The sequence below is a fragment of the Rhizobium sp. BK661 genome (genome assembly GCF_024808825.1).
Taxonomy (GTDB): domain Bacteria; phylum Pseudomonadota; class Alphaproteobacteria; order Rhizobiales; family Rhizobiaceae; genus Rhizobium.
In genome coordinates this window covers 494,371-519,558 of record NZ_JANTYT010000002.1, presented here as the reverse complement: position 1 = coordinate 519,558, position 25,188 = coordinate 494,371, and the positions used below count along the sequence as shown (strand labels likewise).

At 59.6% G+C, this 25,188-nt stretch carries 24 protein-coding genes; 16 read left to right on the top strand and 8 right to left on the bottom strand.

Translation table 11 applies throughout. The annotated features are described in order from the left end of the window. Positions 1–38: 38 nt before the first annotated feature. The 5 genes from FHX16_RS08765 to hslV all read right to left on the bottom strand — a co-directional run bounded on the left by FHX16_RS08765 (position 39) and on the right by hslV (position 6,777). Positions 39–2,210 (bottom strand): malate synthase G, encoded by a 2,172-nt coding sequence (locus tag FHX16_RS08765; protein ID WP_183864426.1) that lies wholly within the window; start codon positions 2,208–2,210, stop codon positions 39–41. 92 nt (positions 2,211–2,302) lie between these two features. Beyond that, entirely contained in the window at positions 2,303–3,715 is a 1,413-nt protein-coding gene (locus tag FHX16_RS08760; protein ID WP_183864425.1) for a cytochrome P450, read from the bottom strand. A gap of 51 nt (positions 3,716–3,766) precedes the next feature. Further along, complete coding sequence (locus tag FHX16_RS08755; RefSeq protein ID WP_183864424.1) at positions 3,767–4,714, bottom strand: DUF1402 family protein; 948 nt, start codon at positions 4,712–4,714, stop codon at positions 3,767–3,769. A 188-nt stretch (positions 4,715–4,902) separates the two neighbouring features. Beyond that, the gene (gene hslU / locus FHX16_RS08750; protein ID WP_183754817.1) at positions 4,903–6,210 is read right to left on the bottom strand and encodes an ATP-dependent protease ATPase subunit HslU; all 1,308 of its coding nucleotides are present in this window, start codon (positions 6,208–6,210) and stop codon (positions 4,903–4,905) included. 39 nt (positions 6,211–6,249) lie between these two features. Further along, on the bottom strand, positions 6,250–6,777 hold the full coding sequence (hslV, locus tag FHX16_RS08745; protein WP_183754819.1) for an ATP-dependent protease subunit HslV: 528 nt from the start codon (positions 6,775–6,777) through the stop codon (positions 6,250–6,252). Positions 6,778–6,956: 179 nt separating this feature from the next. Between hslV and hisB the strand changes: the two genes are divergently transcribed. From hisB to coaA, 7 genes are read left to right on the top strand one after another with little or no spacing between them, the layout of a single operon-like run. Then, positions 6,957–7,565, top strand: a complete 609-nt coding sequence (hisB, locus tag FHX16_RS08740; protein WP_183754821.1) for an imidazoleglycerol-phosphate dehydratase HisB — start codon at positions 6,957–6,959, stop codon at positions 7,563–7,565. A gap of 22 nt (positions 7,566–7,587) precedes the next feature. Next, positions 7,588–8,073 carry a DUF2628 domain-containing protein gene (locus FHX16_RS08735; protein ID WP_183864423.1) on the top strand — a complete coding sequence of 162 codons (486 nt, stop codon included), beginning with the start codon at positions 7,588–7,590 and terminating at the stop codon, positions 8,071–8,073. After that, a complete protein-coding gene (gene hisH / locus FHX16_RS08730; RefSeq protein WP_183864422.1) occupies positions 8,074–8,724 on the top strand; it encodes an imidazole glycerol phosphate synthase subunit HisH in 651 nt (216 codons plus the stop codon). It abuts the gene before it with no gap. 26 nt (positions 8,725–8,750) lie between these two features. Further along, positions 8,751–9,500: a 1-(5-phosphoribosyl)-5-[(5-phosphoribosylamino)methylideneamino]imidazole-4-carboxamide isomerase gene (gene hisA / locus FHX16_RS08725; RefSeq protein WP_183864421.1), complete on the top strand. Its 750-nt coding sequence runs from the start codon at positions 8,751–8,753 to the stop codon at positions 9,498–9,500. After that, on the top strand, positions 9,497–10,279 hold the full coding sequence (hisF, locus tag FHX16_RS08720; protein WP_183864420.1) for an imidazole glycerol phosphate synthase subunit HisF: 783 nt from the start codon (positions 9,497–9,499) through the stop codon (positions 10,277–10,279). Before hisA ends, hisF begins: the two co-directional genes overlap by 4 nt. Positions 10,280–10,294: 15 nt before the next feature. Then, positions 10,295–10,618, top strand: a complete 324-nt coding sequence (locus FHX16_RS08715; RefSeq protein WP_183864419.1) for a phosphoribosyl-ATP diphosphatase — start codon at positions 10,295–10,297, stop codon at positions 10,616–10,618. Then, entirely contained in the window at positions 10,615–11,610 is a 996-nt protein-coding gene (coaA, locus tag FHX16_RS08710) for a type I pantothenate kinase (RefSeq protein WP_016556888.1), read from the top strand. The genes FHX16_RS08715 and coaA overlap by 4 nt, the downstream gene beginning before the upstream one ends. Here coaA and FHX16_RS08705 read toward each other — a convergent pair. The 3 genes from FHX16_RS08705 to FHX16_RS08695 all read right to left on the bottom strand — a co-directional run bounded on the left by FHX16_RS08705 (position 11,607) and on the right by FHX16_RS08695 (position 14,361). Beyond that, a complete protein-coding gene (locus FHX16_RS08705) occupies positions 11,607–12,218 on the bottom strand; it encodes an alpha-ketoglutarate-dependent dioxygenase AlkB (protein WP_183864418.1) in 612 nt (203 codons plus the stop codon). The genes coaA and FHX16_RS08705 overlap by 4 nt on opposite strands. A 1-nt stretch (position 12,219) precedes the next feature. After that, positions 12,220–12,654, bottom strand: a complete 435-nt coding sequence (arfB, locus tag FHX16_RS08700) for an alternative ribosome rescue aminoacyl-tRNA hydrolase ArfB (RefSeq protein ID WP_183754835.1) — start codon at positions 12,652–12,654, stop codon at positions 12,220–12,222. A gap of 96 nt (positions 12,655–12,750) precedes the next feature. Beyond that, positions 12,751–14,361, bottom strand: coding sequence for a phosphoenolpyruvate carboxykinase (locus FHX16_RS08695; protein ID WP_259126983.1), 1,611 nt, complete (start codon positions 14,359–14,361; stop codon positions 12,751–12,753). 341 nt (positions 14,362–14,702) lie between these two features. Between FHX16_RS08695 and FHX16_RS08690 the strand changes: the two genes are divergently transcribed. The 9 genes from FHX16_RS08690 (at position 14,703) to FHX16_RS08650 (ending at position 25,185) form a co-directional block, all read left to right on the top strand. Then, complete coding sequence (locus FHX16_RS08690) at positions 14,703–15,434, top strand: response regulator transcription factor (RefSeq protein ID WP_189637167.1); 732 nt, start codon at positions 14,703–14,705, stop codon at positions 15,432–15,434. Positions 15,435–15,512: 78 nt separating this feature from the next. Next, positions 15,513–17,303: a stimulus-sensing domain-containing protein gene (locus FHX16_RS08685; RefSeq protein ID WP_405049267.1), complete on the top strand. Its 1,791-nt coding sequence runs from the start codon at positions 15,513–15,515 to the stop codon at positions 17,301–17,303. Continuing rightward, positions 17,300–17,752: an HPr kinase/phosphorylase gene (locus tag FHX16_RS08680; RefSeq protein ID WP_405049266.1), complete on the top strand. Its 453-nt coding sequence runs from the start codon at positions 17,300–17,302 to the stop codon at positions 17,750–17,752. Before FHX16_RS08685 ends, FHX16_RS08680 begins: the two co-directional genes overlap by 4 nt. Positions 17,753–17,906: 154 nt before the next feature. Next, entirely contained in the window at positions 17,907–18,308 is a 402-nt protein-coding gene (locus FHX16_RS08675; RefSeq protein ID WP_007528763.1) for a PTS sugar transporter subunit IIA, read from the top strand. 16 nt (positions 18,309–18,324) lie between these two features. Then, positions 18,325–18,600 carry an HPr family phosphocarrier protein gene (locus tag FHX16_RS08670; RefSeq protein WP_016556881.1) on the top strand — a complete coding sequence of 92 codons (276 nt, stop codon included), beginning with the start codon at positions 18,325–18,327 and terminating at the stop codon, positions 18,598–18,600. A gap of 169 nt (positions 18,601–18,769) precedes the next feature. Then, positions 18,770–20,170, top strand: a complete 1,401-nt coding sequence (ahcY, locus tag FHX16_RS08665) for an adenosylhomocysteinase (RefSeq protein WP_183864414.1) — start codon at positions 18,770–18,772, stop codon at positions 20,168–20,170. Positions 20,171–20,373: 203 nt separating this feature from the next. Next, positions 20,374–22,932, top strand: coding sequence for a PAS domain-containing sensor histidine kinase (locus tag FHX16_RS08660; protein WP_183864413.1), 2,559 nt, complete (start codon positions 20,374–20,376; stop codon positions 22,930–22,932). Then, positions 22,932–24,440 (top strand): tRNA (adenosine(37)-N6)-threonylcarbamoyltransferase complex ATPase subunit type 1 TsaE, encoded by a 1,509-nt coding sequence (gene tsaE / locus FHX16_RS08655; protein WP_259126979.1) that lies wholly within the window; start codon positions 22,932–22,934, stop codon positions 24,438–24,440. Before FHX16_RS08660 ends, tsaE begins: the two co-directional genes overlap by 1 nt. A gap of 13 nt (positions 24,441–24,453) precedes the next feature. Beyond that, a complete protein-coding gene (locus FHX16_RS08650) occupies positions 24,454–25,185 on the top strand; it encodes a nucleotidyltransferase family protein (RefSeq protein WP_183754851.1) in 732 nt (243 codons plus the stop codon). Positions 25,186–25,188 lie beyond the last annotated feature (3 nt).

Below are 25,188 nucleotides of genomic sequence, written 5' to 3'. Positions count from 1 at the left end.
ACATCGTTCCGGCGGCCTTTTCCATTGGTTCGTCCTTGTCAGATTGTCTGCTTGGCCTTCAGCTCGAGGCGGCGACGATGGAGGACCGGCTCGGTATAACCGTTCGGCTGCCCCCTACCCTTCAGGACAAGATCGAGTGCCGCCTGGAAGGCGATCGAACCGTCGAAATCGGCAGCCATCGGCGCGTAGGCTGGATCGGATGCATTCTGCTGGTCGACGATCGCGGCCATACGCTTCATTGTCTCGACGATCTGCTCTTCGCTTGTCACCTTGTGATGCAGCCAGTTGGCCATATGCTGGGCGGAGATGCGCAGCGTCGCACGGTCTTCCATGAGGCCGACATTGTTGATGTCAGGCACCTTGGAGCAGCCGACGCCCTGATCGACCCAACGGACAACGTAACCCAGAATGCCCTGGGCATTGTTGTCGAGTTCGCGCTGGATTTCCTCCGGCGTCCAATTCGGCCTGATAGCAACAGGCACCGAGAGGATGTCGGAAAGCTTGGCGCGGGCGCGATCCTTCAAGCCCTGCTGGACGCGGGCGACATTGACGCGGTGATAATGGGTGGCGTGCAGCGTCGCGGCGGTCGGCGACGGAACCCAGGCGGTATTGGCGCCGGCCTTCGGGTGCGCGATCTTCTGCTCCAGCATCGCCGCCATCAGATCCGGCATGGCCCACATGCCCTTGCCGATCTGAGCATGGCCGGAAAGGCCGCATTCGAGACCGATATCCACGTTCCAGTTCTCGTAGGCCGCGATCCAGGCGGCCTGCTTCATGTCGCCCTTGCGAATCATCGGCCCTGCTTCCATCGACGTGTGGATCTCGTCGCCGGTGCGGTCGAGGAAGCCGGTGTTGATAAAGACGACACGTTCGCGGGCGGCGCGGATGCATTCCTTGAGGTTGACGGTGGTGCGCCGTTCCTCGTCCATTATGCCCATCTTGATGGCGTTGCGCGCCATGCCGAGGGCATCTTCGACGCGCGAGAAGATCTCGGCGGCGAAGGCAACTTCCTCGGGGCCGTGCATCTTCGGCTTGACCACATAAACCGAACCGGCGCGGGAATTCTTGCGGCGGCCGTTCGGGCCGACGTCGTAGAGCGCAATCATGCCCGTAATCATTGCGTCCATGATCCCTTCGGGCACTTCATTGCCTTCGCGATCAAGGATTGCCGGATTCGTCATCAGGTGGCCGACGTTGCGAACCAGCATTAATGAGCGGCGATGCACTTCGAACGGCGTGCCTGACGGATCGCTGTACTGCAGATCAGGATTGAGTTTGCGAATGAAACTCGAGCCGCCCTTCGACACTTCCTCCTGAAGGTCGCCCTTCATGAGGCCAAGCCAGTTGCGATAGACGACGACCTTGTCTTCGGCATCGACGGCTGCAACCGAGTCCTCGCAGTCCATAATCGTCGTGATTGCCGATTCTAGCCAGACGTCGGAAATATGGGCCGGGTCGCTCTTGCCAATGGCGGTCGAGGCATCGATGACAATGTCGACGTGGATGCCGTTGTTCTTGAGCAGGATGTGAGACGGCGTCGCGGCATCTCCCTGATAGCCGGCAAAATGCGCTGGATCGGTCAGCGAAACATGCTCGCCGTCGGTCGAGGTGATCGCGAGAGCCCCGTCCTTGACAGCAAACGTCGCAACATCCTTCCAACTCCAGCCATCGAGCGGCGCGGCTGTGTCCAGGAAATCGCGAGCCCAGGCAATGACCTTTTCGCCGCGCTTCGGATTGTAGCCTTTGCCCTTCTCGGCGCCATCGGTCTCGGGAATCGCGTCCGTGCCGTAGAGCGCGTCATAGAGCGATCCCCAACGAGCATTGGCAGCGTTCAGCGCGTAGCGAGCATTCATCACGGGAACGACGAGCTGAGGACCGGCAATCGAAGCGATCTCAGGGTCGACGTTCGTCGTGGTAACCTGGAAATCCGAGCCTTCCGGCAGCATATAGCCGATGTCGCGCAGAAACACCTGATAGGCTTCGATATCGGTCGGCGCACCATGCTGGCGGTACCAGTCATCGATGCGGAGCTGGAGTGCATCACGCTTTGCGAGCAGTTCGCGATTGCGCGGCGCCAGATCGTGAACGATCGCCGAGAAATCGGTAAAGAACTTTTCGGCATCGATCTTCAAGCCGGGCAGCGCTTCCTTGACCAAGAAATCATGAAGGACGGCCTCAACAGCAAGACCGTTTTTATCGATGCGGCTCATTCAATATCTCCTTAGACCCACAAACGGGGTTTTGCATGCTGCTACTTTGCCCGGCTTTCATTCATAGTCAATTATGCAATAGTTCTAAAGATTTATGTCCGTTCGGGAACATATCTCGACGTGACGAGCATCGGCAGACCGTTTTGCGGCTGCGTCGTCAGTTTCTGCACCGGCCAGGGATTGGTCTGGTTTGTCACATCGAAGCGGAAACGGTGCATCAGCACGGCGAGAGCGATGACAGCCTCCTGTAGCGCAAAGGTTGCGCCGATACAGACACGCGGCCCGGCACCGAACGGCAGGAACTGGAAGCGCCCGATGCTACCGCGGTTCTCCGGCAGGAACCGCTCCGGGATATAGGCGCGCGGCTTGTCCCAATAGAGTTCGTGGCGATGCAGCGTCCACGGCATGATGAGGACGGTGACACCTGCCTCGATCTCCACCGTTTCGCCTTTCGCGTCGGTCCAGCGATCGGCGGTGATGGCGGCACGATTGATCGACGGCGCCGGCGGATAGAGCCGCAGCGCCTCCTCAAAGGCGGCGCGCGTATACGGCATCAGGTCGAGCCACTTCACCGGTTCGACATCCTGGGCCAGAACGCGATCGATCTCCTCCTCCATCGCCCCGCGGATGTGCGGCGTGTTGGCCACGCAATAAAGCGTCCAGGCAAGTGCGCGTGCCGTCGTCTCATGGCCGGCGCCGATAAAGGTGAGGATATTGTCCTCTATTTCGTCATTCGTCAGTCCGCCGGTCTCAGCCTGATCAAGGAGCAAGGTCAGAAAGTCGTCCGGTGTGGAGGCTCGATCGGCCTGCATGCGAGCCAGCCGGGCATCCATGGTCTGGCGCACGATGTTGCGGAATTTGTCGAGCACTTTCTGCCCGCCGATGCGCGTGACGCGCGGAACCCAAGACGGGGCGCGCAGCAAATCCATCGGATCGACGCGCCCCATGCGATGCAGCAGGGCGTTTACGTCGTCGGCAAAGCTGTCGGAGGAGGTGACGATCTCGCCCGAAAACAGCGTATCGGCAAGAATGGCGAAGGTCAGCTCCGTCATGTCGGCGGCAATCTCGAAGACCTTGCCGTCACTGCCGGCTGCTTCGTATTTCCTCGCATAATCTTCGGACTGGCACAGCATCTGCCCGGCAAAACCGTTGGCATGACGAGGCGTGAAAACCGGCGCCACCGCCTTTCGAGAGCGCTTCCAGACATCCCCCTCCGCCGTCAGCAGCCCGTCGCGCAGGATCGGACGCAAAATAAGCTGGCGAATATCCGACATGCGGTAGTTCGCGGCGTTATCGACGAGAACATGACGGATTAGGCCCGGATCGTTGACGATCAGGGTCCTTTCGCGAAAGAACCGTGTCTGAATCCACGGCAGCGTGTAGGAGGGCTCGCCCCAGAGCTCCAGCGGGTTGCGCAGAATGGTTCGAATTATCTGAAGACGGCTCGGCGGCACCGTACGAGGTAACGGCGCGGGCGGTACGAAGGGATCCGGACGCATGTCCATCAGAATTCAGCCTTTTCGCCGGAGATCTAGGCTCTCCCGGCAAGGCGAAAGCTAGAGCAGACGCTCCAGCTCGTCCAGCTTGTCGTTGACCAGCCAGCCGTAATAGTTTTCTTCCGGCCAGACGGTTTCACCGGAAGCACGGTTCTTGGCAGCGAGAGCCGCCGCGCGCTGGCGCGAATTGCCGACATTGTAGAGCGTCGCGGTCAGTCCCGGGTTCCTCGAGATATCCATGTCGGCGATCTGCTTATAGTCGTCGACCGACCGCCGGATGGACGCTGCGACAAAGGCGAGCGAGATATCTGGCTGCATGATCGCCTTGTAGACGGAACCGGCGTCCTTCTCGTTCAGCTTCTCGTAACCCGAGACCTTGGAGACCAGATCGGTCAACATCAGGGCCGTCAGCGGGTTGATCTGCCCAAGACCGAAGGTCTGGCCGGCGTAGAAAGGCTGGAAGAAGACTGCGCTGAAGCGGTTGTTCGGGTAGCTCTTGCCATCGACGGTCTTGCCGCGGAACTCGCTTTCCCAGATGTCCTCGCGGCAGCTCCACAGCGTGTAGGAATCGCCCTTGCCGTTACATTCGGCAAACTGCGACCGCCTGACGAAGTCATCCACATCCTCGCCGTTGTAGGCGAAGCGGAAGCTCTCACCCGCATAGGACGCGGCCTTCACGTAGTAGGATTGCAGGCGGTCATAGGCATCGACATTGTACGTATGCTCGCCGACGATCGCGCCGATCACATGGATCGGATCGATGCCGTAAGCGGCCGACACCTTTTTGATCTTGGCCATCAACTCGTGATCCGACGCCAGGAGGTCATGGACCTTGTCATACTTGCGATCGAACGAGCTCTTCGTGCCCTTGGTGCGGCGAACCGAGGCGCCCGGAATATCCGGCTGCTCGGCGTGACGATTGCCCGGCGGCACCACCTGCATGGCGAAGGCAGGTGCCGACGTCAGCACGGCAGCGGCAATCAGGAGGCTTGTCAGAAGGCGTCGCACGATCAGCGTTCCCGTCGGTTCATGGCAATGTCGCGAAGCGCGCTGACTGGACCACAATCTTGGCCGAATAATGCTGGCGCGGACAACAAAACGGGCCTTTCACTAAAAAGTAAAAGGCCCGCTGTCGAGAGTTGAAGCTATCAAAATCGTGGCATCACATCAGTAAGGCGCGCGCCGATGCTTGTTCATCACAGGATGAAGCGTGACAGATCGGTGTTTTGCGCCAGATCGCCGACATGCTTGCGGACATAGTCGGCGTCGATCGTCACGCTTGAGCCGCCGCGATCCGGGGCATTGAAGGAGATTTCGTCCAGAACACGCTCCATCACCGTCTGCAGGCGGCGCGCACCTATGTTTTCAACGGACGAATTCAAATGAACAGCAACGTCCGCCAGGGAATCGATGCCATCGTCAGTAAATTCGAGGCCGAGGCCTTCGGTTTCCATGAGAGCCTTGTACTGCCTGATGAGGCTCGCCTCGGTCTCCGTCAGGATACGGCGGAAATCTTCCTTGGTGAGCGGGCGCAGCTCGACGCGGATCGGCAGACGGCCCTGAAGTTCCGGCAGCAGATCGGACGGCTTGGAGACGTGAAAAGCACCGGAGGCGATGAAAAGGACGTGGTCCGTTTTCACCGGGCCGTACTTCGTCGACACCGTCGTGCCTTCGACCAGCGGAAGCAAGTCGCGTTGAACGCCTTCGCGCGAAACGCCGGCGCCCATGCCGCCGTCGCGAGCCGCGATCTTGTCGATCTCGTCGAGGAAGACGATGCCGTCATTCTCGACGGCCCGGATCGCCTCGCGCTGAATGACTTCGTTGTCGATCAGCTTGTCGGATTCGTCGCGGATCAGATCCGTATAGGATGCCTTGACCGTCGTGCGGACCTTCTTGGTACGACCCCCCATCGCCTTGCCGAACATTTCGGAAAGGTTGAGCACGCCGATATTGCCGCCCTGCATGCCGGGAATATCGAAACCGCCCATGCCTGTGCCCGTATCGGCGATCTCGATATCGATTTCCTTGTCATCAAGCTCGCCACTGCGCAGCTTCTTGCGGAAGCTGTCGCGGGTCGCCGGCGACGAGGTGGCGCCGACGAGCGCGTCGAGAACACGCTCTTCAGCGCTCATGTGCGCCTTGGCCTGCACTTCGCTCCGCTTCTTTTCGCGAGCGAGGCCGATGCCGACCTCGACGAGGTCGCGGATGATCTGCTCGACATCGCGGCCGACATAGCCGACTTCGGTAAACTTCGTGGCTTCGACCTTGATGAACGGCGCGCCGGCGAGCTTGGCGAGGCGACGGGAGATTTCCGTCTTGCCGACGCCGGTCGGCCCGATCATCAGGATGTTCTTGGGCATGACTTCGTCGCGCAGATCCGGATCGAGCTGCTGGCGCCGCCAGCGGTTGCGCAGCGCAATCGCCACTGCGCGCTTGGCCTCATGCTGGCCGATGATATAGCGGTCGAGTTCGGAAACGATCTCGCGGGGGGAAAATGTGGTCATATCGAATATCCCATCAGGGCGTGGATCTTTGAAACCGGATCAAGCTTCGGCATCGAGCGTCTCTACGACCACGTTGTGGTTGGTGTAGACGCAGATATCAGCGGCAATATCGAGTGCTCGACGCGCGATCTCCTCGGCCGACTTATCGGTATCCATCAAGGCGCGGGCCGCAGCGAGCGCAAAATTACCGCCGGAGCCGATTGCCATGGCGCCGTGTTCGGGCTCGAGAACATCGCCATTGCCCGTTATTGCAAGCGTCACCTGCTTGTCGGCGACGAGCATCATGGCTTCGAGATTGCGGAGATACTTGTCCGTGCGCCAATCCTTAGCAAGCTCGACGGCAGCGCGCATCAGCTGGCCCGGATATTGTTCGAGCTTCTTTTCGAGACGTTCGAGAAGCGTGAAGGCATCGGCCGTGGCGCCTGCGAAACCGGCAATGACCTCACCCTTGCCGATGCGCCGCACCTTGCGGGCATTGCCCTTCATCACGGTCTGGCCGAGGCTTACCTGGCCATCGCCGGCCATGATGACCTTGCCGCCCTTTCGAACTGTAACAATCGTTGTCATCTACTATACCTTTGCCCGTCTGCCGGGCTTGTTGCGTCGGGCCGAACGCCGGCCCTGTCGAGCCCTATGTAAGTGCGTGAAAGCCGATTGCAAATGGCGGCGTTTTCTGCCGCAGCGGTTCTGGATATTTCACGGCTCGCCTGATAAGGAACCCCCGTATTTCCTGATGGAGCAGCCATATGGCCGAGACCGCAGCAAGCCGCACGGGTACCGTGTCCCGCAAGACGAACGAGACTTCGGTTTCCGTTTCCGTCAATCTCGACGGCACCGGAAAGTCGAAAATCTCGACCGGCGTCGGCTTCTTCGATCATATGCTCGATCAGCTTTCGCGACATTCGCTGATCGACATGGAGATCGAGACCAAGGGCGACCTGCACATTGACGATCACCATACGGTGGAAGACACCGGCATCGCGATCGGCCAGGCGATTGCCAAGGCGCTCGGCGATCGCCGCGGCATTGCCCGCTATGCCTCGATCGACCTCGCGATGGACGAGACAATGACGAAGGCTGCAGTCGACCTCTCCGGTCGCCCCTTCCTCGTCTGGAACGTCGCCTTCACCGCGCCGAAGATCGGCACGTTCGACACCGAGCTCGTTCGCGAATTCTTCCAGGCGCTTGCCCAGAACGCCGGCATCACCTTGCATATTCTCAACCATTATGGTGCCAACAACCACCATATTGCAGAGACGTGCTTCAAGGCCGTTGCCCGCGCGCTGCGTACGGCGACAGAGATCGATCCGAGACAGGCGGGCCGTGTCCCCTCAACGAAGGGCACGCTCGTCTGAGCCCCCTAGGGAGCTTGACGATATGACTTCCAGCTATCTGGTTCTGACTGCGCCTGGCGGAACGGACACCAACCGCGAGAAGACGCGTTTCATTCGCGACGGCTTTACCGTGCTCGGTTTTCTCTTCCCCTGGATATGGCTCGCCTTCCACAGACTGTGGCTCTACGCCATCGCAGCGTTTCTCCTGCAAAGCCTCGGCGGTGCGCTAGCGGACCGGGCCGATCTCTGGCCAGTCGGCGTCGCAATCACCTTCGGCACCAGTTTGCTGGTCGCGCTTGAGGGTCAGAATCTTCGCGCCCGTAATCTGGTTGCGAAAGGCTGGGGCGAAGCCGATCTCGTTTCGGCCGATTCGCTTGCGACCGCGGAAGAAATCTACTTTTCGAATGTCCAGACCGATGCCGGCGAGAGCCGACCCGCGCCCTCGCCGCAATGGGATCAAGCAGCCCATGCACCGCGACACGGCAACGCCACTTCGCTCGGTCTCTTTGGTTTTGATGGAGGACGCTGAATGCGCGTCGCAATTATAGACTACGGATCCGGCAATCTGCGTTCGGCGACGAAGGCCTTCGAACGGGCAGCGCGGGAAGCCGGCATCGACGCCGTGATCGAACTGACAGACAAGGCAGGGGCTGTGGCGGCCGCCGATCGCGTCGTGCTGCCGGGTGTTGGCGCCTATGCCGATTGCCGGCGCGGGCTCGATGCCGTTCCCGGCATGTCGGAAGCGTTGATCGATGTGGTCCAGAAGAAGGCCCGGCCGTTCCTCGGCATTTGCGTCGGTATGCAGCTGATGTCGTCGCGCGGACTCGAGAAGACCGTCACCGATGGCTTCGGCTGGATTCCCGGCGATGTCGTTGAAATGACGCCTAATGATGCCAACCTGAAGATCCCGCAGATCGGCTGGAATACGCTGGACCTGAAATCCCCTCACCCGCTGTTCGACGGAATTCCGACCGGACCGAACGGGTTGCATGCCTATTTCGTGCATTCCTACCATCTGGCGGCGAAGAACCCCGGCGACGTGATTGCGACGGCCGAGTACGGCGGCCCGATCACCGCTTTCGTCGGGCGCGACAACATGGCCGGAGCCCAGTTCCATCCTGAAAAGAGCCAGAAGCTCGGCCTCGCCCTGATTGCCAATTTCCTGCGCTGGAAGCCTTGAGCTCGCGCACTGCAAGGACTGACAGAATGATCCTATTTCCAGCAATCGACCTCAAGGATGGCCAGTGCGTTCGCCTCAAGCTCGGCGATATGGAACAGGCGACCGTCTACAATCCCGACCCCGGTGCGCAGGCGAAGGCATTCGAAGATCAAGGCTTTGAATGGCTGCACGTCGTTGATCTCAATGGCGCTTTCGCGGGCGAAAGCGTCAATGGCGCCGCGGTCGATGCGATCCTGAAGGCAACGAAGAACCCGGTTCAGCTTGGTGGCGGCATTCGCACGCTCGACCATATCGAAAACTGGCTATCTCGCGGTCTTGCCCGCGTCATTCTCGGGACCATCGCGGTGCGCGATCCGGCGCTCGTGATCGAAGCCTGCAAGAAGTTTCCCGGCCGCGTTGCGGTCGGAATCGATGCCAAGGGCGGGAAGGTCGCGGTCGAAGGCTGGGCCGAGGCATCCGAGCTCGGCGTTATCGAACTCGCGCAGAAGTTCGAAGGCGCCGGCGTAGCCGCGATCATCTACACCGATATCGACCGCGACGGCATCCTCGCCGGCATCAACTGGGCATCGACGCTCGAGCTTGCCGAAGCGGTATCGATCCCGGTCATCGCATCCGGCGGCCTTGCTTCGATCGAGGATGTGAAACGGATGCTGCAACCCGATGCACGGAAGCTCGAGGGTGCGATTTCCGGTCGCGCGCTCTATGATGGACGGATCGACCCGGCAGAGGCGCTGGCGCTGATTTCGGCCGCACGCGCGAAGGAGACTGCACAATGACCCTGAAGGCTCGTGTCATTCCCTGCCTCGACGTTAAGGACGGCCGCGTCGTCAAGGGCGTCAATTTCGTCAACCTGGTCGATGCCGGAGACCCAGTCGAGGCTGCCAAGGCTTATGACGCCGCCGGTGCCGACGAATTGTGTTTCCTCGACATCACCGCGTCCTCGGACAATCGCGAAACGATCTTCGATGTCGTCGCACGTACGGCCGAGCAATGCTTCATGCCCGTCACCGTCGGCGGTGGTGTCCGCACCATTGCTGATATCCGCAAGCTGCTGCTCTGTGGCGCTGACAAGGTCTCAATCAATTCAGCGGCGGTCAACAACCCCGATTTCGTTGCCGAAGCCGCCGACAAGTTCGGCGACCAGTGCATCGTTGTGTCGATCGACGCCAAGCGCCGGACCACGCCCGCGCAGGGCAACGTCAGCGCCTGGGAGATCTACACACATGGCGGCCGCAACGCGACCGGCATCGACGCGGTGGATTTTGCTCGAAAGATGGTCGAGCGTGGGGCGGGTGAACTGCTTGTGACCTCGATGGATCGGGACGGAACCAAGGTCGGCTACGATCTCGAACTGACACGCGCCATCGCGGATTCGGTTCGGGTGCCCGTTATTGCCTCCGGTGGCGTCGGCGACCTCGACGATCTCGTGGCGGGCGTCAAACAGGGACATGCCAACGCTGTGCTGGCCGCTTCGATCTTCCACTTCGGGACCTATTCCGTCGGGGAAGCGAAGCGCTATATGTCTTCTTGCGGCATCGACATGCGTCTGGACTGAGTGGGAAGCAGAATCATGAGCGAATTCACCCTCGCCGACCTCGAAAAGATCGTCGATGCCCGGTCGAAAGCCTCGCCGGATGAGTCCTGGACGGCAAAACTCGTTGTTGCAGGCCAGCCAAAGGCGGCCAAAAAGCTCGGCGAAGAGGCGATCGAGGCCGTGATGGCCGCGATCACCGATGACCACGAGAACCTCACCTATGAAGCCGCCGATCTTCTCTATCACCTATTGGTCGTATTGAAGGTGGCGGGCATTCCGTTGCAAAGTGTGATGGCGGAGCTTGAGCGGCGCACCGCTCAATCCGGCCTGACAGAAAAGGCGAGCCGGCAAAGTTCATGAGTATCGCAAGACAACTCATCGGAGCGCCCGAGACGCTCGATCATTTTCAGGCGAATGCGTATTCGCCCTACCACTTCTTTTCCTCCGAGGAATGGGCACGCTTCCGTGCCGATACACCGCTCACGCTGAAAGGCGACGAGGTCAAGCGGCTACGCTCCATGGGTGATCCGATCGATCTCGATGAAGTGCGGCGGATCTATCTCTCGCTTTCGCGGCTCCTCTCGGCGCATGTGGAATCGTCACAGCTGCTTTTCGAGCAACGCAATCGCTTCCTCAGCCTCTCTGACGTAGCAAAGACGCCGTTTGTGATCGGCATCGCGGGGTCGGTGGCTGTCGGCAAATCCACCACGGCCCGTATCCTGAAGGAACTTTTGACGCGGTGGCCGTCGAGCCCGAAGGTGGACCTTGTGACCACCGACGGCTTCCTGCATCCGAACGCCGTGCTGCAGCGCGAAAACCTGATGCAGCGCAAGGGCTTTCCCGAGAGCTACGATACCGGCGCGATCCTGCGTTTCCTGGCGGCGATCAAGGCGGGCCAGCCGAACGTCAAGGCGCCGTCCTATTCGCATCTGGTCTACGACGTGCTGCCGAACGAATACAAGATCGTCGACCGGCCCGACATTCTGATCTTCGAGGGCATCAACGTCCTGCAGTCACGCGACCTGCCGGCCGGTGGCAAGATCGTACCGATGGTTTCCGACTTCTTCGACTTCTCGATTTACATCGATGCGGATGAAAGCCGGATTCATGACTGGTATGTGGCGCGCTTCATGCGATTGCGTGAAACAGCGTTTCGCGATCCCCACTCCTTCTTCCACCGCTATGCCTCGATCAGCGAGGAGGAAGCGCTGACGATCGCCGAAGGCCTTTGGGAAAACATCAACCTGAAGAACCTGCGGGAAAACATCCTGCCGACACGCCCGCGGGCCGATCTGATCCTGCGCAAGGGCAATAATCACCTGATCGAACAGGTAGCTCTGAGAAAGCTCTAGGGCGTTACCCGGCGAAGCGTCAGGTTGATGCGACCACCGTTCTTCAGCAGCGTCGATGTTGATGGATATATCTTGTCGACGCCGTGGAAGCAAAGGCGCCCTTCCGCTCCCAAGACCACGACGTCACCGCTTGAGAGCTTGAAGGAAAGCGTCCGGTCGTTGCGCCCGAGACCACCAACTCGAAACAGGCAGCTATTGCCGAGCGAGATCGACACGACGGGGGCTGCGAGATCCTGTTCGTCCTTGTCCTGATGCAGTCCCATACGCGCCTCGTCGGAGTAGTAGTTGACAAGGCAGGCCTGCGGCGGCTTGTCGTAGCCGGAGACATCGTTCCAGATTTCCAACAGTTCCGCATGGATACCCGGCCAAGGTTTGCCGGTCACAGGATGGGTCGGCTGATAGCGATAGCCACGCTCCTTGTCGGTGACCCAGCCGAGCGGGCCACAATTCGTCATGCGAACCGACATCGGCTTGCCCGTGCCGGGCATGATGGGCACAAACAGCGGCGCGTCCGCGACGATCGACCTGATGATATCGACCAATGCCTGCTGCCGTGGCCGGTCCAGATAGTCAGGGTGGTGACTGACGCCATTCGGCAGCTTCAGCATATCAATCACCGAGCGGTCGTCCGCGCATCTTCTTCACCTCCGACCTACCCGACTTCTCCTTCAGCCGACGTTCGACCGATCCTTTAGTCGGCTTGGTCTTCTTGCGCGGCGGCGGCGGCGGTTTTGCCGCCTCGAGGATAAGCTCTTTCAGCCGCTCTCGCGCGTCTTCCCGGTTACGATCCTGGCTGCGGAAGCGGCTCGCCTCTATCATCAGCACGCCTTCCTTCGAAAGGCGCTTGCCGGCGAGCTTCACGGCATTCCCCTTCACGCGCTCGTTCAAGGAAGGGGAGTTCGGAATATTGAAGAACAGCTGGACGGCTGTCGAAACCTTGTTGACGTTCTGCCCGCCAGGGCCGCCTGCGAGGACAAATTGCTCGGTCAGCTCCCACCCGGCGACGGTGATTCGATCGTTGATGTAAAGGGGTTCGCTGGCCATGCGCTTTCTATCTCATATCGGCCGGCCCTTGGAAACAGCCAAAGAAACCCGACGGAGGCCGCCGGGTTTCACGTGAATCATCAATGTTTTGGCGTGTCACTCAGCGGCGGCGCGAAATCCCGGGGCCGCATCGCGCACCCCACCATCGACATGGCCTTCGAACTTCGCGAAGTTCTCGATGAACATCGTCACCAGCTTGCTGGCCTGCGCGTCATAGGCGATCGCATCCTGCCACGTGGAACGCGGATCGAGGATAGCCGTGTCGACACCCGGCACCGTGACAGGAACGGCGAAGCCGAAGTTCGGATCGACACGGAAATCGGCCTTGCCGAGGTCGCCCGAGAGGGCTGCAGCGAGCAGCGTGCGGGTCGCCTTGATCGGCATGCGCTTGCCGGTGCCGTAAGCGCCGCCAGTCCAGCCGGTGTTAACAAGCCAGCATTCAACGCCGTGACGACCGATGAGATCCTTCAAAAGATTGCCGTACTCCGACGGATGCCGCGGCATGAACGGAGCACCGAAGCAGGTCGAGAAGGTTGCTTCCGGCTCGGTTACACCCCGCTCGGTACCTGCCACCTTGGCCGTGTAACCGGACAGGAAGTGGTACATCGCCTGATCCGGCGTCAGCTTGGCGATCGGCGGCATGACGCCAAAGGCATCTGCCGTCAGCATGATGATCGTCTTAGGATGGCCCGCAAGGCCTGTCTTCGACGCGTTCGGAATGAAATCCAGCGGATAGGCGCAACGCGTGTTTTCGGTCAGCGACCCATCGTTGAAGTCGGGCTCGCGCCGGTCGTTGAGGACAACGTTTTCGAGGACGGTGCCGAAGCGCTGCGTCGTTGCGTAGATTTCCGGCTCCGCTTCGGCCGACAGGCGGATGGTCTTGGCGTAGCAGCCGCCTTCGAAGTTGAAGATGCCGTCCTCGCCCCAGCCGTGTTCGTCGTCGCCGATCAGCGTGCGGGCCGGATCTGCGGAAAGCGTCGTCTTGCCGGTGCCCGAGAGACCGAAGAAGACCGCGGCATCGCCGTCAGGACCGACGTTGGCCGAGCAGTGCATCGGCATGACGCCCTTTGCCGGGAGCAGGTAGTTCAGAACGGTGAAGACCGACTTCTTCATCTCGCCGGCGTAGAACGTACCGGCGATCAGCACTTCGCCGTTCGTCAGGTCGCAAGCGATGACGGTCTCGGTGCGGCAGCCATATCGTTCCGGATCCGCCTTGAACGTCGGTAGGTTGATGATCGTCAGCTTCGGGGCGAAGGTCGCAAGTGCCGAGGCCTCCGGACGGATCAGCAGGTTGCGAATGAAGAGCGAATGCCAAGCAAGCTCGGTGACGACACGCGTCGGCAAGGCATTGTTTTCGTCGGCACCGCCGATGAGATCCTGAACGAACAGGTCCTTGCCGGCAGCGTGCGCGAGCATGTCCTGCTTCAGCAACGCGAAGTGCTGCGGCGACATCGGCTTGTTGTTTTCCCACCAGATCTCATCATCGGTGTTCCCGTCACGAACGACAAACTTATCGCGCGGCGAGCGGCCGGTATGCTGGCCGGTCAGGGCGCGCAAGGCACCATGGGCGGTCAGCTGAGCCTCGCCCCGGCGAATCGATTCTTCATAGAGGGAGGCGGCCGTAAAGTTATAGCGAGCACTGTTTGCGCTCCCCAAACCGATCGTCGCCAGCTCTATCGCCGGGTTGTGGACTCCGAACAGCTCCATGGTCTTTCCCTTCCCTTGAGGCTCGTGCCGTTAAGAACTGACGGTGACCGTACGGGCGGTTTTTTTAAAACGCAATAGAGGAAAATGGATAAAATGTAGCAATATCAAACTATTAATCGATTTAAATTTTCCTGCCTTATTTTAAATCGTTTGAATCAGAAGTGGCCGCGCGGATTTTCGACACATCTCTCGGTTGCGCTCAAAACTTTAGAACAATCCAACCCTTTATCTTTGCCACAATTTGTTCCACCTTTATCCCGATAAGCGCATCCGGTTCAGAGAGGCCGCCTGGGGACCTTCTAAAATCCTGGAGACGCGCATAGATGACGGAGACGAATACCATGCCGACAATCGCGCTCGTTGATGACGACCGCAACATCCTTACCTCGGTATCGATTGCACTCGAGGCAGAAGGATACAAGGTCGAGACGTATACGGACGGCGCCTCAGCCCTCGACGGTCTTCTTGCTCGCCCGCCACAGCTTGCCATCTTCGATATCAAGATGCCGCGCATGGATGGTATGGAGCTCCTGCGCCGCTTGCGGCAGAAATCCGACATGCCGGTCATCTTCCTCACCTCCAAGGACGAGGAAATCGATGAGTTGTTCGGCCTGAAGATGGGCGCCGACGACTTCATTACCAAGCCCTTCTCGCAGCGTCTGCTGGTCGAGCGCGTCCGCGCCGTCCTGCGCCGGGCATCGAGCCGCGAGGCTGCTGCCGCCGCCGGTGGTGCTGCACCAAAGCCGGGCACGGCACAACAGCTCGCTCGCTCGCTGGAGCGCGGCCAGCTGGTCATGGACCAGGAACGCCACACCTGCACCTGGAAGGGTGAGCCGGTGACGCTGACGGTGACCGAATTCCTTATCCTGCATTCTCTGGCCCAGCGTCCGGGCGTCGTCAAAAGCCGTGACGCATTGATGGATGCGGCCTATGACGAGCAGGTCTATGTCGACGATCGCACTATCGATAGCCACATCAAGCGGCTCCGCAAGAAATTCAAGATGGTCGATACCGACTTTGATATGATTGAAACGCTCTACGGAGTGGGCTACCGCTTCCGCGAAGCAGCCTGACGCCGAAGCGGCGCGGCATCTGAGAATTGTCGAGAGTGACGATCGCGAAAGCGGTCCGCTCTCCGAAAGGGCCTGTGGTTGGCACAGTTGGTGCAGGAAAGAGATCTGGATGAGGCGGAAGGCGTGAGCAGCCGCCGCGTCAGGGGACGGCGTTGGTCGCACCCCTTCACGATCATCCGCCGCATCTTCGGCAACGCCGTCTTTTCGAGCCTGACGCGTCGCATCCTTTTCTTCAATCTGGCCGCGCTGGTCGTTCTCGTCGGCGGCATTCTCTACCTCAATCAGTTCCGCGAAGGGCTGATCGACGCTCGCGTCGAAAGCCTTCTGACGCAGGGCGAAATCATCGCCGGCGCGGTTTCCGCGTCCGCGTCGGTGGACACCAACTCGATTACCATCGACCCCGAGAAGCTGCTCGAACTGCAGGCTGGCCAGAGCATTACCCCGGTTCCGAACGACGAGGATCTCGAATTCCCGATCGATCCGGAAAAGGTCGCGCCTGTGCTGCGTCGGCTGATTTCTCCGACCAGAACCCGCGCACGCATTTTTGACGCTGACGCCAACCTGCTTCTCGACTCTCGCCATCTCTATTCACGCGGCCAGGTCCTACGTTTTGATTTGCCGCCCGTCGATGACGAGGAGCAGAGCTGGAGCCAGTGGTTCACGACGATCTTCAACAAGGTCCTGCAACCAGGAAACCTCCCCCTCTACAAGGAAGCTCCGGGTGGCGACGGCTCGATTTATCCCGAGGTCATGAACGCACTGACTGGTGTTCGCGGCGCTGTGGTTCGCACCACAGAAAAGGGCGAGTTGATCGTTTCGGTTGCCGTTCCGATCCAGCGATTCCGTGCTGTTCTGGGCGTGCTGCTCCTGTCGACCCAAGCCGGCGATATCGATAACATCGTTCACGCCGAGCGCCTCGGCATCATGCGCGTCTTTGGCGTCGCGACACTCGTCAACGTTCTGCTGTCCCTCGTTTTGTCCTCAACAATCGCCAACCCGCTGCGGCGCCTGTCGGCTGCCGCCATCCGCGTCCGCCGCGGCGCGAAGGAACGCGAAGAAATTCCCGACTTTTCCGCCCGCCAGGACGAGATCGGCAACCTCTCCATTGCGCTGCGCGAAATGACGACCGCGCTCTACGACCGCATCGACGCGATTGAAAGCTTTGCGGCCGACGTCAGCCACGAACTGAAGAATCCGCTGACGTCGCTCCGCAGCGCCGTCGAAACACTGCCTCTGGCAAAAACAGACGAGTCCAAGAAGCGGCTTCTTGATGTCATCCAGCACGACGTTCGCCGGCTCGACCGTCTGATCAGCGACATTTCCGACGCCTCTCGTCTCGATGCTGAATTGGCGCGCGTTGACGCCGGTTCGGTCGATCTGGAGATTCTGCTTCGCGATCTCATCGACGTATCGCGGCAAATTCGCAATCGCAGAAAAGAAGTACAAATCGAATTCGCGATCGAGCGCAAGCCGGGCGTGAAGACACGTTTTGTTGTGAACGGCCATGACCTGCGCATCGGGCAGGTCATCACCAACCTCATTGAAAACGCCCGCTCGTTTGTTCCGGAGCATGACGGCAGGATCACCGTGCGGCTGGTGCGAACGCGCTCTCGCTGCATCGTGTACGTCGAGGACAACGGGCCGGGCATCCAGGCAGAAGACATCGACCGCATCTTCGAGCGCTTCTATACCGACCGACCGGAATCCGAAGGCTTTGGACAGAATTCGGGCCTCGGGCTGTCGATCAGCCGTCAGATCGCCGAAGCACATGGTGGCTCGCTGCGTGCGGAAAACATCATCGATCCCGAGACCGAAAAACTTCTCGGAGCGCGCTTCATTCTCGCCCTTCCCGCCGACACTACCCCGTGATGGACAAGCCTTCAAACATCCACGCAACCGCCATCGTCGTCGGCAAGACCGGCCTTCTCTTCCTGGGGCCGTCGGGCTGGGGGAAATCGATGCTGGCGTTCACCTGCATCAACGAAGCGCAACGCATGGGCATCTTTTCCTCGCTGGTCGCCGACGATCAGGCGCTAATTAGCGAAGTGGACGGAGCGGTGATTGCAACATGTCCTGCCTCGATTGCCGGTTTGCTCGAATTGCGCGGCACTGGCCTTGTCCGCGTGCCGTACATTGTCAACGCAACAATGCACTATGCCATTCTTCCCGGAAGCCCGTCTGGCGAGAAACGGTTGCCGCCAGACGGTGAGCGAACAACTATTGCTGGTAGCATAGAACTACCGGTCATTCGATTGCTGGCTAATACTCCGTTGCCGCTGGCGATATTGATGGCAAAAGCACCGGACATCGGACAGTAATGCCCGCAGAATCGGCAAAACGGGCCCATAAAGTCGTATTTTTGTCTTGCACTTCGGCTTTTGATCGCCAAGATGTGCCCCCACGGTGGACGCGATTGCTGCATTGCGATATTGGGGCCACCGTTTGGAATATGCCATTAGGAGCAGTAATATCATGATCGGACTTGTGCTTGTCACTCATGGCAAGCTGGCTGAAGAGTTTCGTCATGCGGTCGAACACGTTGTCGGTCCTCAGAAATTCATCGAAACGGTCTGTATCGGTCCCGAAGACGACATGGATCAGAGGCGACAAGATATTCTGGAAGCAGTATCCCGTGCCGATGACGGCCATGGAGTTGTCATCCTGACAGACATGTTCGGTGGTACCCCCTCCAACCTGGCAATCTCAGTCATGAGCAGCGGCCACACGGAAGTAATTGCTGGCATGAACCTACCGATGCTCATCAAGCTCGCGGGTGTCCGCGGCGAGAACAACATGGAGAAGGCGCTCGTCGAAGCCTCCGAGGCCGGGCGGAAATACATCAACGTCGCGAGCCGCGTTCTCAGTGGCAAATAGTGAGCACATCGCGCCCATGACGGCACTCTCCCGTGAAATTCTGATCATCAACAAGCGTGGATTGCACGCACGCGCTTCGGCAAAGTTCGTACAGCTGGTCGAGAATTTCGATGCCGCCATCACTGTATCGAAAGATGGAATGACGGTCGGCGGGACATCGATCATGGGATTGATGATGTTGGCGGCAAGCCCGGGCTCCAGCGTCTTGATCTCGGCCAGCGGCAACCAGGCTGCACAAGCGCTCGATGCGCTCGACGAGCTGATCCAGAACCGGTTCGGCGAGGAAATGTGAGCCAATCCCGGCCCATATAAACATATAAAGACTTCTTTATATCATTATTGCCTTCGTCATAGAAGCCTGCTAAACGGCCTTTCATCGCCGCGCAGACTGCGTGGACGCATGCGGTGCCCTTTGTGCGCCTTTGAATTTTTGAGCCGCTTTTCAGCCTGGAGAAAACCCAATGAGCACTGAAAAAGATTATATCGTCGCCGATATCGGCCTCGCAGACTTCGGTCGCAAGGAAATCACGATCGCTGAAACAGAAATGCCGGGCCTGATGGCCTGCCGCGCTGAGTTCGGCGAGGCGAAGCCCCTGAAGGGCGCGCGCATCACCGGTTCGCTGCACATGACGATCCAGACAGCCGTTCTCATCGAGACGCTCGTTGCACTCGGTGCTGAAGTCCGTTGGGCGTCGTGCAACATCTTCTCGACGCAGGACCATGCTGCCGCCGCGATCGCCGCTTCCGGCGTTCCGGTTTTCGCCATCAAGGGCGAGTCGCTGCATGATTACTGGGTCTACACCGACAAGATCTTCCAGTGGACCGATGGTGGCTTCTCCAACATGATCCTCGACGATGGCGGCGATGCCACCATGTACATCCTGCTCGGCGCCCGCGCCGAAGCTGGCGAAGACGTACTGTCGAACCCGCATTCGGAAGAGGAAGAAATCCTCTTCGCACAGATCAAGAAGCGCCTCGCCGCTTCGCCGGGCTGGTTCACCAAGCAGCGCGACGCGATCAAGGGCGTAACGGAAGAAACCACCACTGGTGTTAACCGCCTGTACCAGCTCTCCCAGAAGGGTCTGCTGCCCTTCCCTGCCATCAACGTCAACGACTCGGTGACGAAGTCGAAGTTCGACAACAAGTACGGCTGCAAGGAATCGCTGGTTGACGGTATCCGCCGCGGCACCGACGTGATGATGGCCGGCAAGGTTGCCGTCGTCTGCGGTTACGGCGACGTCGGCAAGGGTTCGGCTGCTTCACTTCAGGGCGCCGGCGCCCGCGTCAAGGTTACCGAAGTCGACCCGATCTGCGCGCTGCAGGCAGCCATGGATGGCTTCGAAGTCGTCACGCTCGAAGACGTTGTGTCTTCTGCCGACATCTTCATCACCACGACCGGTAACAAGGACGTCATCCGCATCGACCACATGCGCGCGATGAAGGACATGGCGATCGTCGGCAACATCGGCCACTTCGACAACGAGATCGAAGTTGCGGCCCTCCGTAACCTGAAGTGGACCAACATCAAGCCGCAGGTCGACCTGATCGAGTTCCCGAAGGGCAACCGCATCATCCTGCTGTCGGAAGGCCGCCTGCTGAACCTCGGCAACGCGACCGGCCATCCGTCCTTCGTGATGTCGGCTTCATTCACGAACCAGACGCTGGCGCAGATCGAGCTCTTCACCAAGCCCGGCCAGTACCAGAACCAGGTCTACATCCTGCCGAAGCACCTCGACGAGAAGGTCGCGCGCCTTCACCTCGATAAGCTCGGCGTAAAGCTGACGCAGCTTTCTGAGGAGCAGGCTTCCTATATCGGCGTAAAGCCGCAAGGCCCGTTCAAGGCTGACCACTACAGATATTGATCGCAGGATTGATATCCACAACATCTAGAGGGTGCCGCATTGACAAATGCGGCGCCCTTATTTTTTGGCACACACCTTCCCGCCGATTCCCTTCCGAAGTATTGTTTTAACACTCGATTCGTAGCCACGGACGTGTCCGTTTGCTTCGAAAATGGGATGTCTTGTCGTGATGCGGCACATTAAAGGACGGAGACATACCGCGCATGTCGGAAATGATGCACAGCCTGGTCGAACAGGCAGAGGTTGGCGCCTACGCTGACCACTGCCCGGTCCATTCGGGCGAACGGAAACCTGTCAGCACCGGCATCGTGTCTCGCGTGGCACGGATTTTTGCCGCTGGCACGGCCATCGCATCGACTGCGCGGCCGGTTTTCGCACAGGTCGAGGCCGAGACTGTTGCAGCGGCGCATCTTTTCACCTCATCGCAGGTTGTTGGTCTCTCCGTGGTGATCGGCGTGATTTCGGCCGCGCTGCTTTCGACCCTTTGGGTTGTGCGCCAGCGCGGAAACCTCGAAAGCGAAAGCCGTGAAATCCGCTCGGCCCTCTCTGACGCGCAACAGCGTATTTCGCAGTATCAGGCCCTGATTGCGGACAAGAACCGTCGGATCGTCATCTGGGATGGCGGCGAGCGTCCTGAACTGATCGGTCAGCTGCCGGCCGAAACCGGCGCGCCGCAGGACAGCGAATTCCTGGCCTTCGGATTGTGGTTGAAGCCGCGGTCGGCGTCTGAGCTTGAGCGTGCGATCGATCGCCTGCGCGGATCGGCCCACAGCTTCGACATGGTTGTCGAAACCCATCGCGAAGAAATCCTCGAGGCGCAGGGCCGAGTTTCGGGCGGACGTGCATTCGTCCGCTTTGTCGCGCTGAACAATCTACGGGCCGAGCTTGCCGAACTGAAGATCGAACGGGACAGACTATTGTCCTCGATCTCGGCATTCCAGAGCATGCTCGATGCAATCGACCTTCCAGCCTGGCAGCGTGATACCGAAGGCCGACTGACCTGGGTTAATCAGGCCTACGGCGAGGCCGTCGAGGCAACCACGCCGGAGCAGGCCGTCAATGAGGGTCGTGAGTTTCTAACAACCGTTGCCCGTGAGCGGATCCGCGCGACGGCGACAACTGAGTCGCCATTCCACGACAAGATCTCCACCGTGGTGTCCGGCAACCGAACGTTCTTCGACGTCGTCGATGTAAAGGTCCCTAACGGCTCCGCCGGGATCGCTGTCGACGTTTCCGGCATCGAAGCTGTTCGCGCCGAGCTCGAGCGCACGCTAAAGAGCCACGCCGAAACACTCGACCACCTCGCAACGCCTGTCGCGATCTTCGACGGTGACCGTCGGCTGCAATTCTATAATCAGGCTTTCGTCTCCCTCTGGGAATTCGATATCGCGTTCCTCGAGAGCCGCCCAGACAACGCAGAACTGCTGGAGCGCCTGAGGGCTGCCAAGAAGCTGCCTGATCAACTCAACTGGAAATCCTGGAAGGAAGCCGCGCTTTCGGTCTACCGTGCGCTCGATACCCAACCTGACCTCTGGCACCTGCCGAACGGCCAGACGTTGCGGGTCTTTGCAACAGCACATCCTCAGGGTGGTGCGACCTGGGTATTCGAGAACCTCACAGAACAGGTCGACCTCGAAACACGCTACAATACGCTTCTCAAGGTACAGGGCGAGACGATCGACCATCTATCAGAAGGTGTGGCGGTCTTTGGGCCCGACGGGCGCATTCGCCTCTCGAATCCCGCTTTCCGTGCACTCTGGGGAGTTACCGAGGCCGAGGCGAAGGCGGGCACGCACATCCGTGCCCTTGGCGAGTCGTGCTCTCAGTCCTATGACCGTCCGGACGGATGGAAGACCTTTGGCGAGTTGATCACCAGCTTCGACGACGAGCGCCGTTCCAGCCAGGGGACACTCGAACTATTTTCAGGCCTCGTGCTCGACTATGCAGTCATTCCGTTGCCGAACGCGCAGACGATGCTGACCTTCGTCAACATGACCGACAGCGTCCGTGCCGAGCGCGCCCTGACGGAAAAGAACGAGGCGCTGCGCAAGGCGGACGAGCTTAAGAACGACTTCGTCCAGCATGTTTCCTACGAGCTACGCTCGCCGCTTACCAACATCATCGGCTTCACCGATCTGCTGCGCACGCCGGGGCTCGGACCGCTGAACGACCGGCAGGCCGAATATATCGATCATATTTCGACGTCCTCTTCGGTATTGCTGACGCTGGTCAACGATATCCTCGATCTAGCCACCGTCGACGCCGGAATCATGCGGCTCAACTATTCGGCGATTGATCTTGGCGACCTGCTTGACGACGTGTCGATGCAGATTGCCGACAGGCTGCAGGAAAGCGGCGTAACACTGGAGATTACGGCTCCCGCACATCTGGGCTCGATCGTTGCTGACCCGCAAAGGCTGAAGCAGATCCTCGTGAAGCTGCTTTCCAATGCCGCCAACTTCTCGCCGGAAGGGTCGTCAATCTCGCTTGAATGCAAGCGTGAGGGCATGGATTTCGTCTTTGCCGTCAGTGATCGTGGCCCTGGCATTTCGCAGGATATGATCGCCAATGTGTTCGACCGATTCGCCACCGGCGCAACAAATGGCAAGAGGGGCGGCGCCGGCCTTGGGCTTTCGATCGTCGACAGTTTCGTCAGTCTTCACCACGGGACGGTCACCATCGACAGCCAACCGGGCAAGGGCACGATCGTGACCTGCCGGATTCCTTCGGTCGATCTTCCGACGTCCGTCGCAGCCGAATGATGGCTCCCGTCATTTCCCTCTTCCTCAAGGATGAGGCGGAAACGATCCGCTTTGGCGAAGATTTGGCGCTGGCCTTGAAGCCAGGCGATTGCCTTGCGCTGTCCGGCGATCTTGGCGCGGGGAAATCGTCGCTTGCCCGCGCATTTCTGCGGGCCATGGCGGATGACGACGAGCTCGAGGTGCCGAGCCCCACCTTCACGCTTGTGCAAACGTATGACCTGCGCATTCCGGTCGCGCATTTCGATCTGTACCGTCTTGGCGATCCGGCCGAGCTGACCGAACTTGGCTTCGATGAGGCGCTCCAGGACGGCATCTGCCTCGTGGAATGGCCCGAGATGGCCGCCGGCGAGCTGCCGGCAGACCGGATTATGCTGACGCTGGAGCACGAGGGTGCAGGTCGACGGGCAACCATCGTTGCGCCGGAAAAGCAGGCCGCACGAATCCACCGCGTCCTTGCAATACGCGATTTCCTTGATAACGCAGGATACTCCGGCGCAAAGCGTCGTTTCCTGACAGGAGATGCGTCACTCCGTGCCTACGAGGCCATCTATGCCGATGACGCGAAGCGACGCGTGCTGATGGACTGGCCGCCGCTGCCGGAGGGGCCCCCGGTCCTGGATGGCAAGCCATATCCAAAGGTCGCGCATATCGCGGAAAATGCCTATCCTTTCGTTGCCATTGCCAATGTGCTCAGGCGGGAGGGTTTTGCAGCACCCGAAGTCTACAATGTCGATTACGATCAGGGCATTCTGCTTCTGGAAGACCTTGGCGCGGACGGCGTTCTCGACGCGAAGGGCCAACCTAACGTCGATCGTTACCGGGCAAGCGTCGCCTGCCTTGCACACCTCCATTCGCTGACAATCCCGCAGGACATCCGCGTCGCGGTCAACCATGTCCATCACATCCCGGATTTCGACCGAACGGCGATGAAGATGGAGGTGCGCCTCGTTCTCGATTGGTACCTGCCCTGGAAGCGTGGGGGCATCGCAGCCAGTGATGCCGAGCGGGACGAATATCTTGCCATCTGGGATAGGCTGATCGACGAATTGGACACGGCGGAAAAGAGCCTTCTCCTGCGCGATTTTCACTCACCCAACATCATCTGGCGAGAGAACGAGACAGGCATTGAGCGAGTTGGACTGATTGATTTCCAGGACGCAATGATCGGCCCGACGGCCTATGACCTTGCTTCTATAGTGCAGGATGCACGTGTCACGATCTCTCCGGATCTTTTCCAGCAATTGATGGACGACTATCTATCACTGCGCAGAGTAGAGGGCAGCTTCGATGAAGTCCGCTTCCTGAGGAGCTGGTCGATCATGTCGGCGCAGCGCAACTGCAAGCTTGTCGGCCTGTGGGTTCGCTTGATGCAACGAGACGGAAAGCCTGGCTATATGAAACATATGCCGCGCACCCTGTCCTATCTTTCCGTTGCGCTGAAGCATGAAGCGCTTGCCCCCTTGCGCGACTGGTGCGTAAGGGCTGGAATAGTACCAAGCGAATCATAATTTCTCGGATCAGATGAGTATCAAGCAAGCCATGGTTCTCGCTGCAGGTCTTGGGACCCGCATGCGGCCAATTACTGACACTATCCCGAAGCCGCTCGTGAAGATCGACGGCAAGGCGATGATCGACTACGCGCTGGACTCACTTGCCGAAGCCGGAGTCGAAAAGGTCGTGGTCAATGTTCATCACCACGCAGACCAGATGCTGGCTCATCTGGCTTCATACCGAAACCTCGAGATCATTATCTCCGACGAGCGCGAGAAGCTGATGAACAACGGCGGTGGGCTTGCAAAGGGCCTAAAGCTGCTCGTTCCCGGCGAGGTTTTCGTCACGAATGCCGACCTCTTCTGGATCGGGGAACGCCCAAACGTTCCGAGCAACCTAACACGCTTAGCCGGATTCTTCCGACCGGAAAGCATGGATATGGCGATGCTCTGCGTGAAGCTGGAAGATACAACCGGCCACAACGGCAAGAACGATTTCAACATGGCCCGGGATGGCCGGTTGACGCGTTTTGCTGAGTCCGGGCCGGGTCCGGTCGTTTACGCCGGCGCTATTGCCATGAACACGTCGTTCCTGGACGACGCTCCAGCCGATGCCTTCAACCTCAATCTATATTTCGACAAGGCGATCTCCCAAGGCCGGCTCTATGGTACGGTGCTCGAAGGACACTGGCTCACAGTCGGGACACCCGAAGCGATCGGCGAGGCGGAGGAAACGATCCGGCGATACCGGACGTTTGCATGACGG

Coding starts and splice junctions, on each gene's coding strand:
- FHX16_RS08765 (WP_183864426.1), bottom strand. CDS start 2,210: ATGAGCCGCATCGATAAAAACGGTCTTGCTGTTGAGGCCGTCCTTCAT.
- FHX16_RS08760 (WP_183864425.1), bottom strand. CDS start 3,715: ATGGACATGCGTCCGGATCCCTTCGTACCGCCCGCGCCGTTACCTCGT.
- hslU (WP_183754817.1), bottom strand. CDS start 6,210: ATGACCACATTTTCCCCCCGCGAGATCGTTTCCGAACTCGACCGCTAT.
- hslV (WP_183754819.1), bottom strand. CDS start 6,777: ATGACAACGATTGTTACAGTTCGAAAGGGCGGCAAGGTCATCATGGCC.
- hisB (WP_183754821.1), top strand. CDS start 6,957: ATGGCCGAGACCGCAGCAAGCCGCACGGGTACCGTGTCCCGCAAGACG.
- FHX16_RS08735 (WP_183864423.1), top strand. CDS start 7,588: ATGACTTCCAGCTATCTGGTTCTGACTGCGCCTGGCGGAACGGACACC.
- hisH (WP_183864422.1), top strand. CDS start 8,074: ATGCGCGTCGCAATTATAGACTACGGATCCGGCAATCTGCGTTCGGCG.
- hisA (WP_183864421.1), top strand. CDS start 8,751: ATGATCCTATTTCCAGCAATCGACCTCAAGGATGGCCAGTGCGTTCGC.
- hisF (WP_183864420.1), top strand. CDS start 9,497: ATGACCCTGAAGGCTCGTGTCATTCCCTGCCTCGACGTTAAGGACGGC.
- FHX16_RS08715 (WP_183864419.1), top strand. CDS start 10,295: ATGAGCGAATTCACCCTCGCCGACCTCGAAAAGATCGTCGATGCCCGG.
- coaA (WP_016556888.1), top strand. CDS start 10,615: ATGAGTATCGCAAGACAACTCATCGGAGCGCCCGAGACGCTCGATCAT.
- FHX16_RS08705 (WP_183864418.1), bottom strand. CDS start 12,218: ATGCTGAAGCTGCCGAATGGCGTCAGTCACCACCCTGACTATCTGGAC.
- arfB (WP_183754835.1), bottom strand. CDS start 12,654: ATGGCCAGCGAACCCCTTTACATCAACGATCGAATCACCGTCGCCGGG.
- FHX16_RS08695 (WP_259126983.1), bottom strand. CDS start 14,361: ATGGAGCTGTTCGGAGTCCACAACCCGGCGATAGAGCTGGCGACGATC.
- FHX16_RS08690 (WP_189637167.1), top strand. CDS start 14,703: ATGCCGACAATCGCGCTCGTTGATGACGACCGCAACATCCTTACCTCG.
- FHX16_RS08675 (WP_007528763.1), top strand. CDS start 17,907: ATGATCGGACTTGTGCTTGTCACTCATGGCAAGCTGGCTGAAGAGTTT.
- FHX16_RS08670 (WP_016556881.1), top strand. CDS start 18,325: ATGACGGCACTCTCCCGTGAAATTCTGATCATCAACAAGCGTGGATTG.
- ahcY (WP_183864414.1), top strand. CDS start 18,770: ATGAGCACTGAAAAAGATTATATCGTCGCCGATATCGGCCTCGCAGAC.
- FHX16_RS08660 (WP_183864413.1), top strand. CDS start 20,374: ATGTCGGAAATGATGCACAGCCTGGTCGAACAGGCAGAGGTTGGCGCC.
- tsaE (WP_259126979.1), top strand. CDS start 22,932: ATGGCTCCCGTCATTTCCCTCTTCCTCAAGGATGAGGCGGAAACGATC.
- FHX16_RS08650 (WP_183754851.1), top strand. CDS start 24,454: ATGAGTATCAAGCAAGCCATGGTTCTCGCTGCAGGTCTTGGGACCCGC.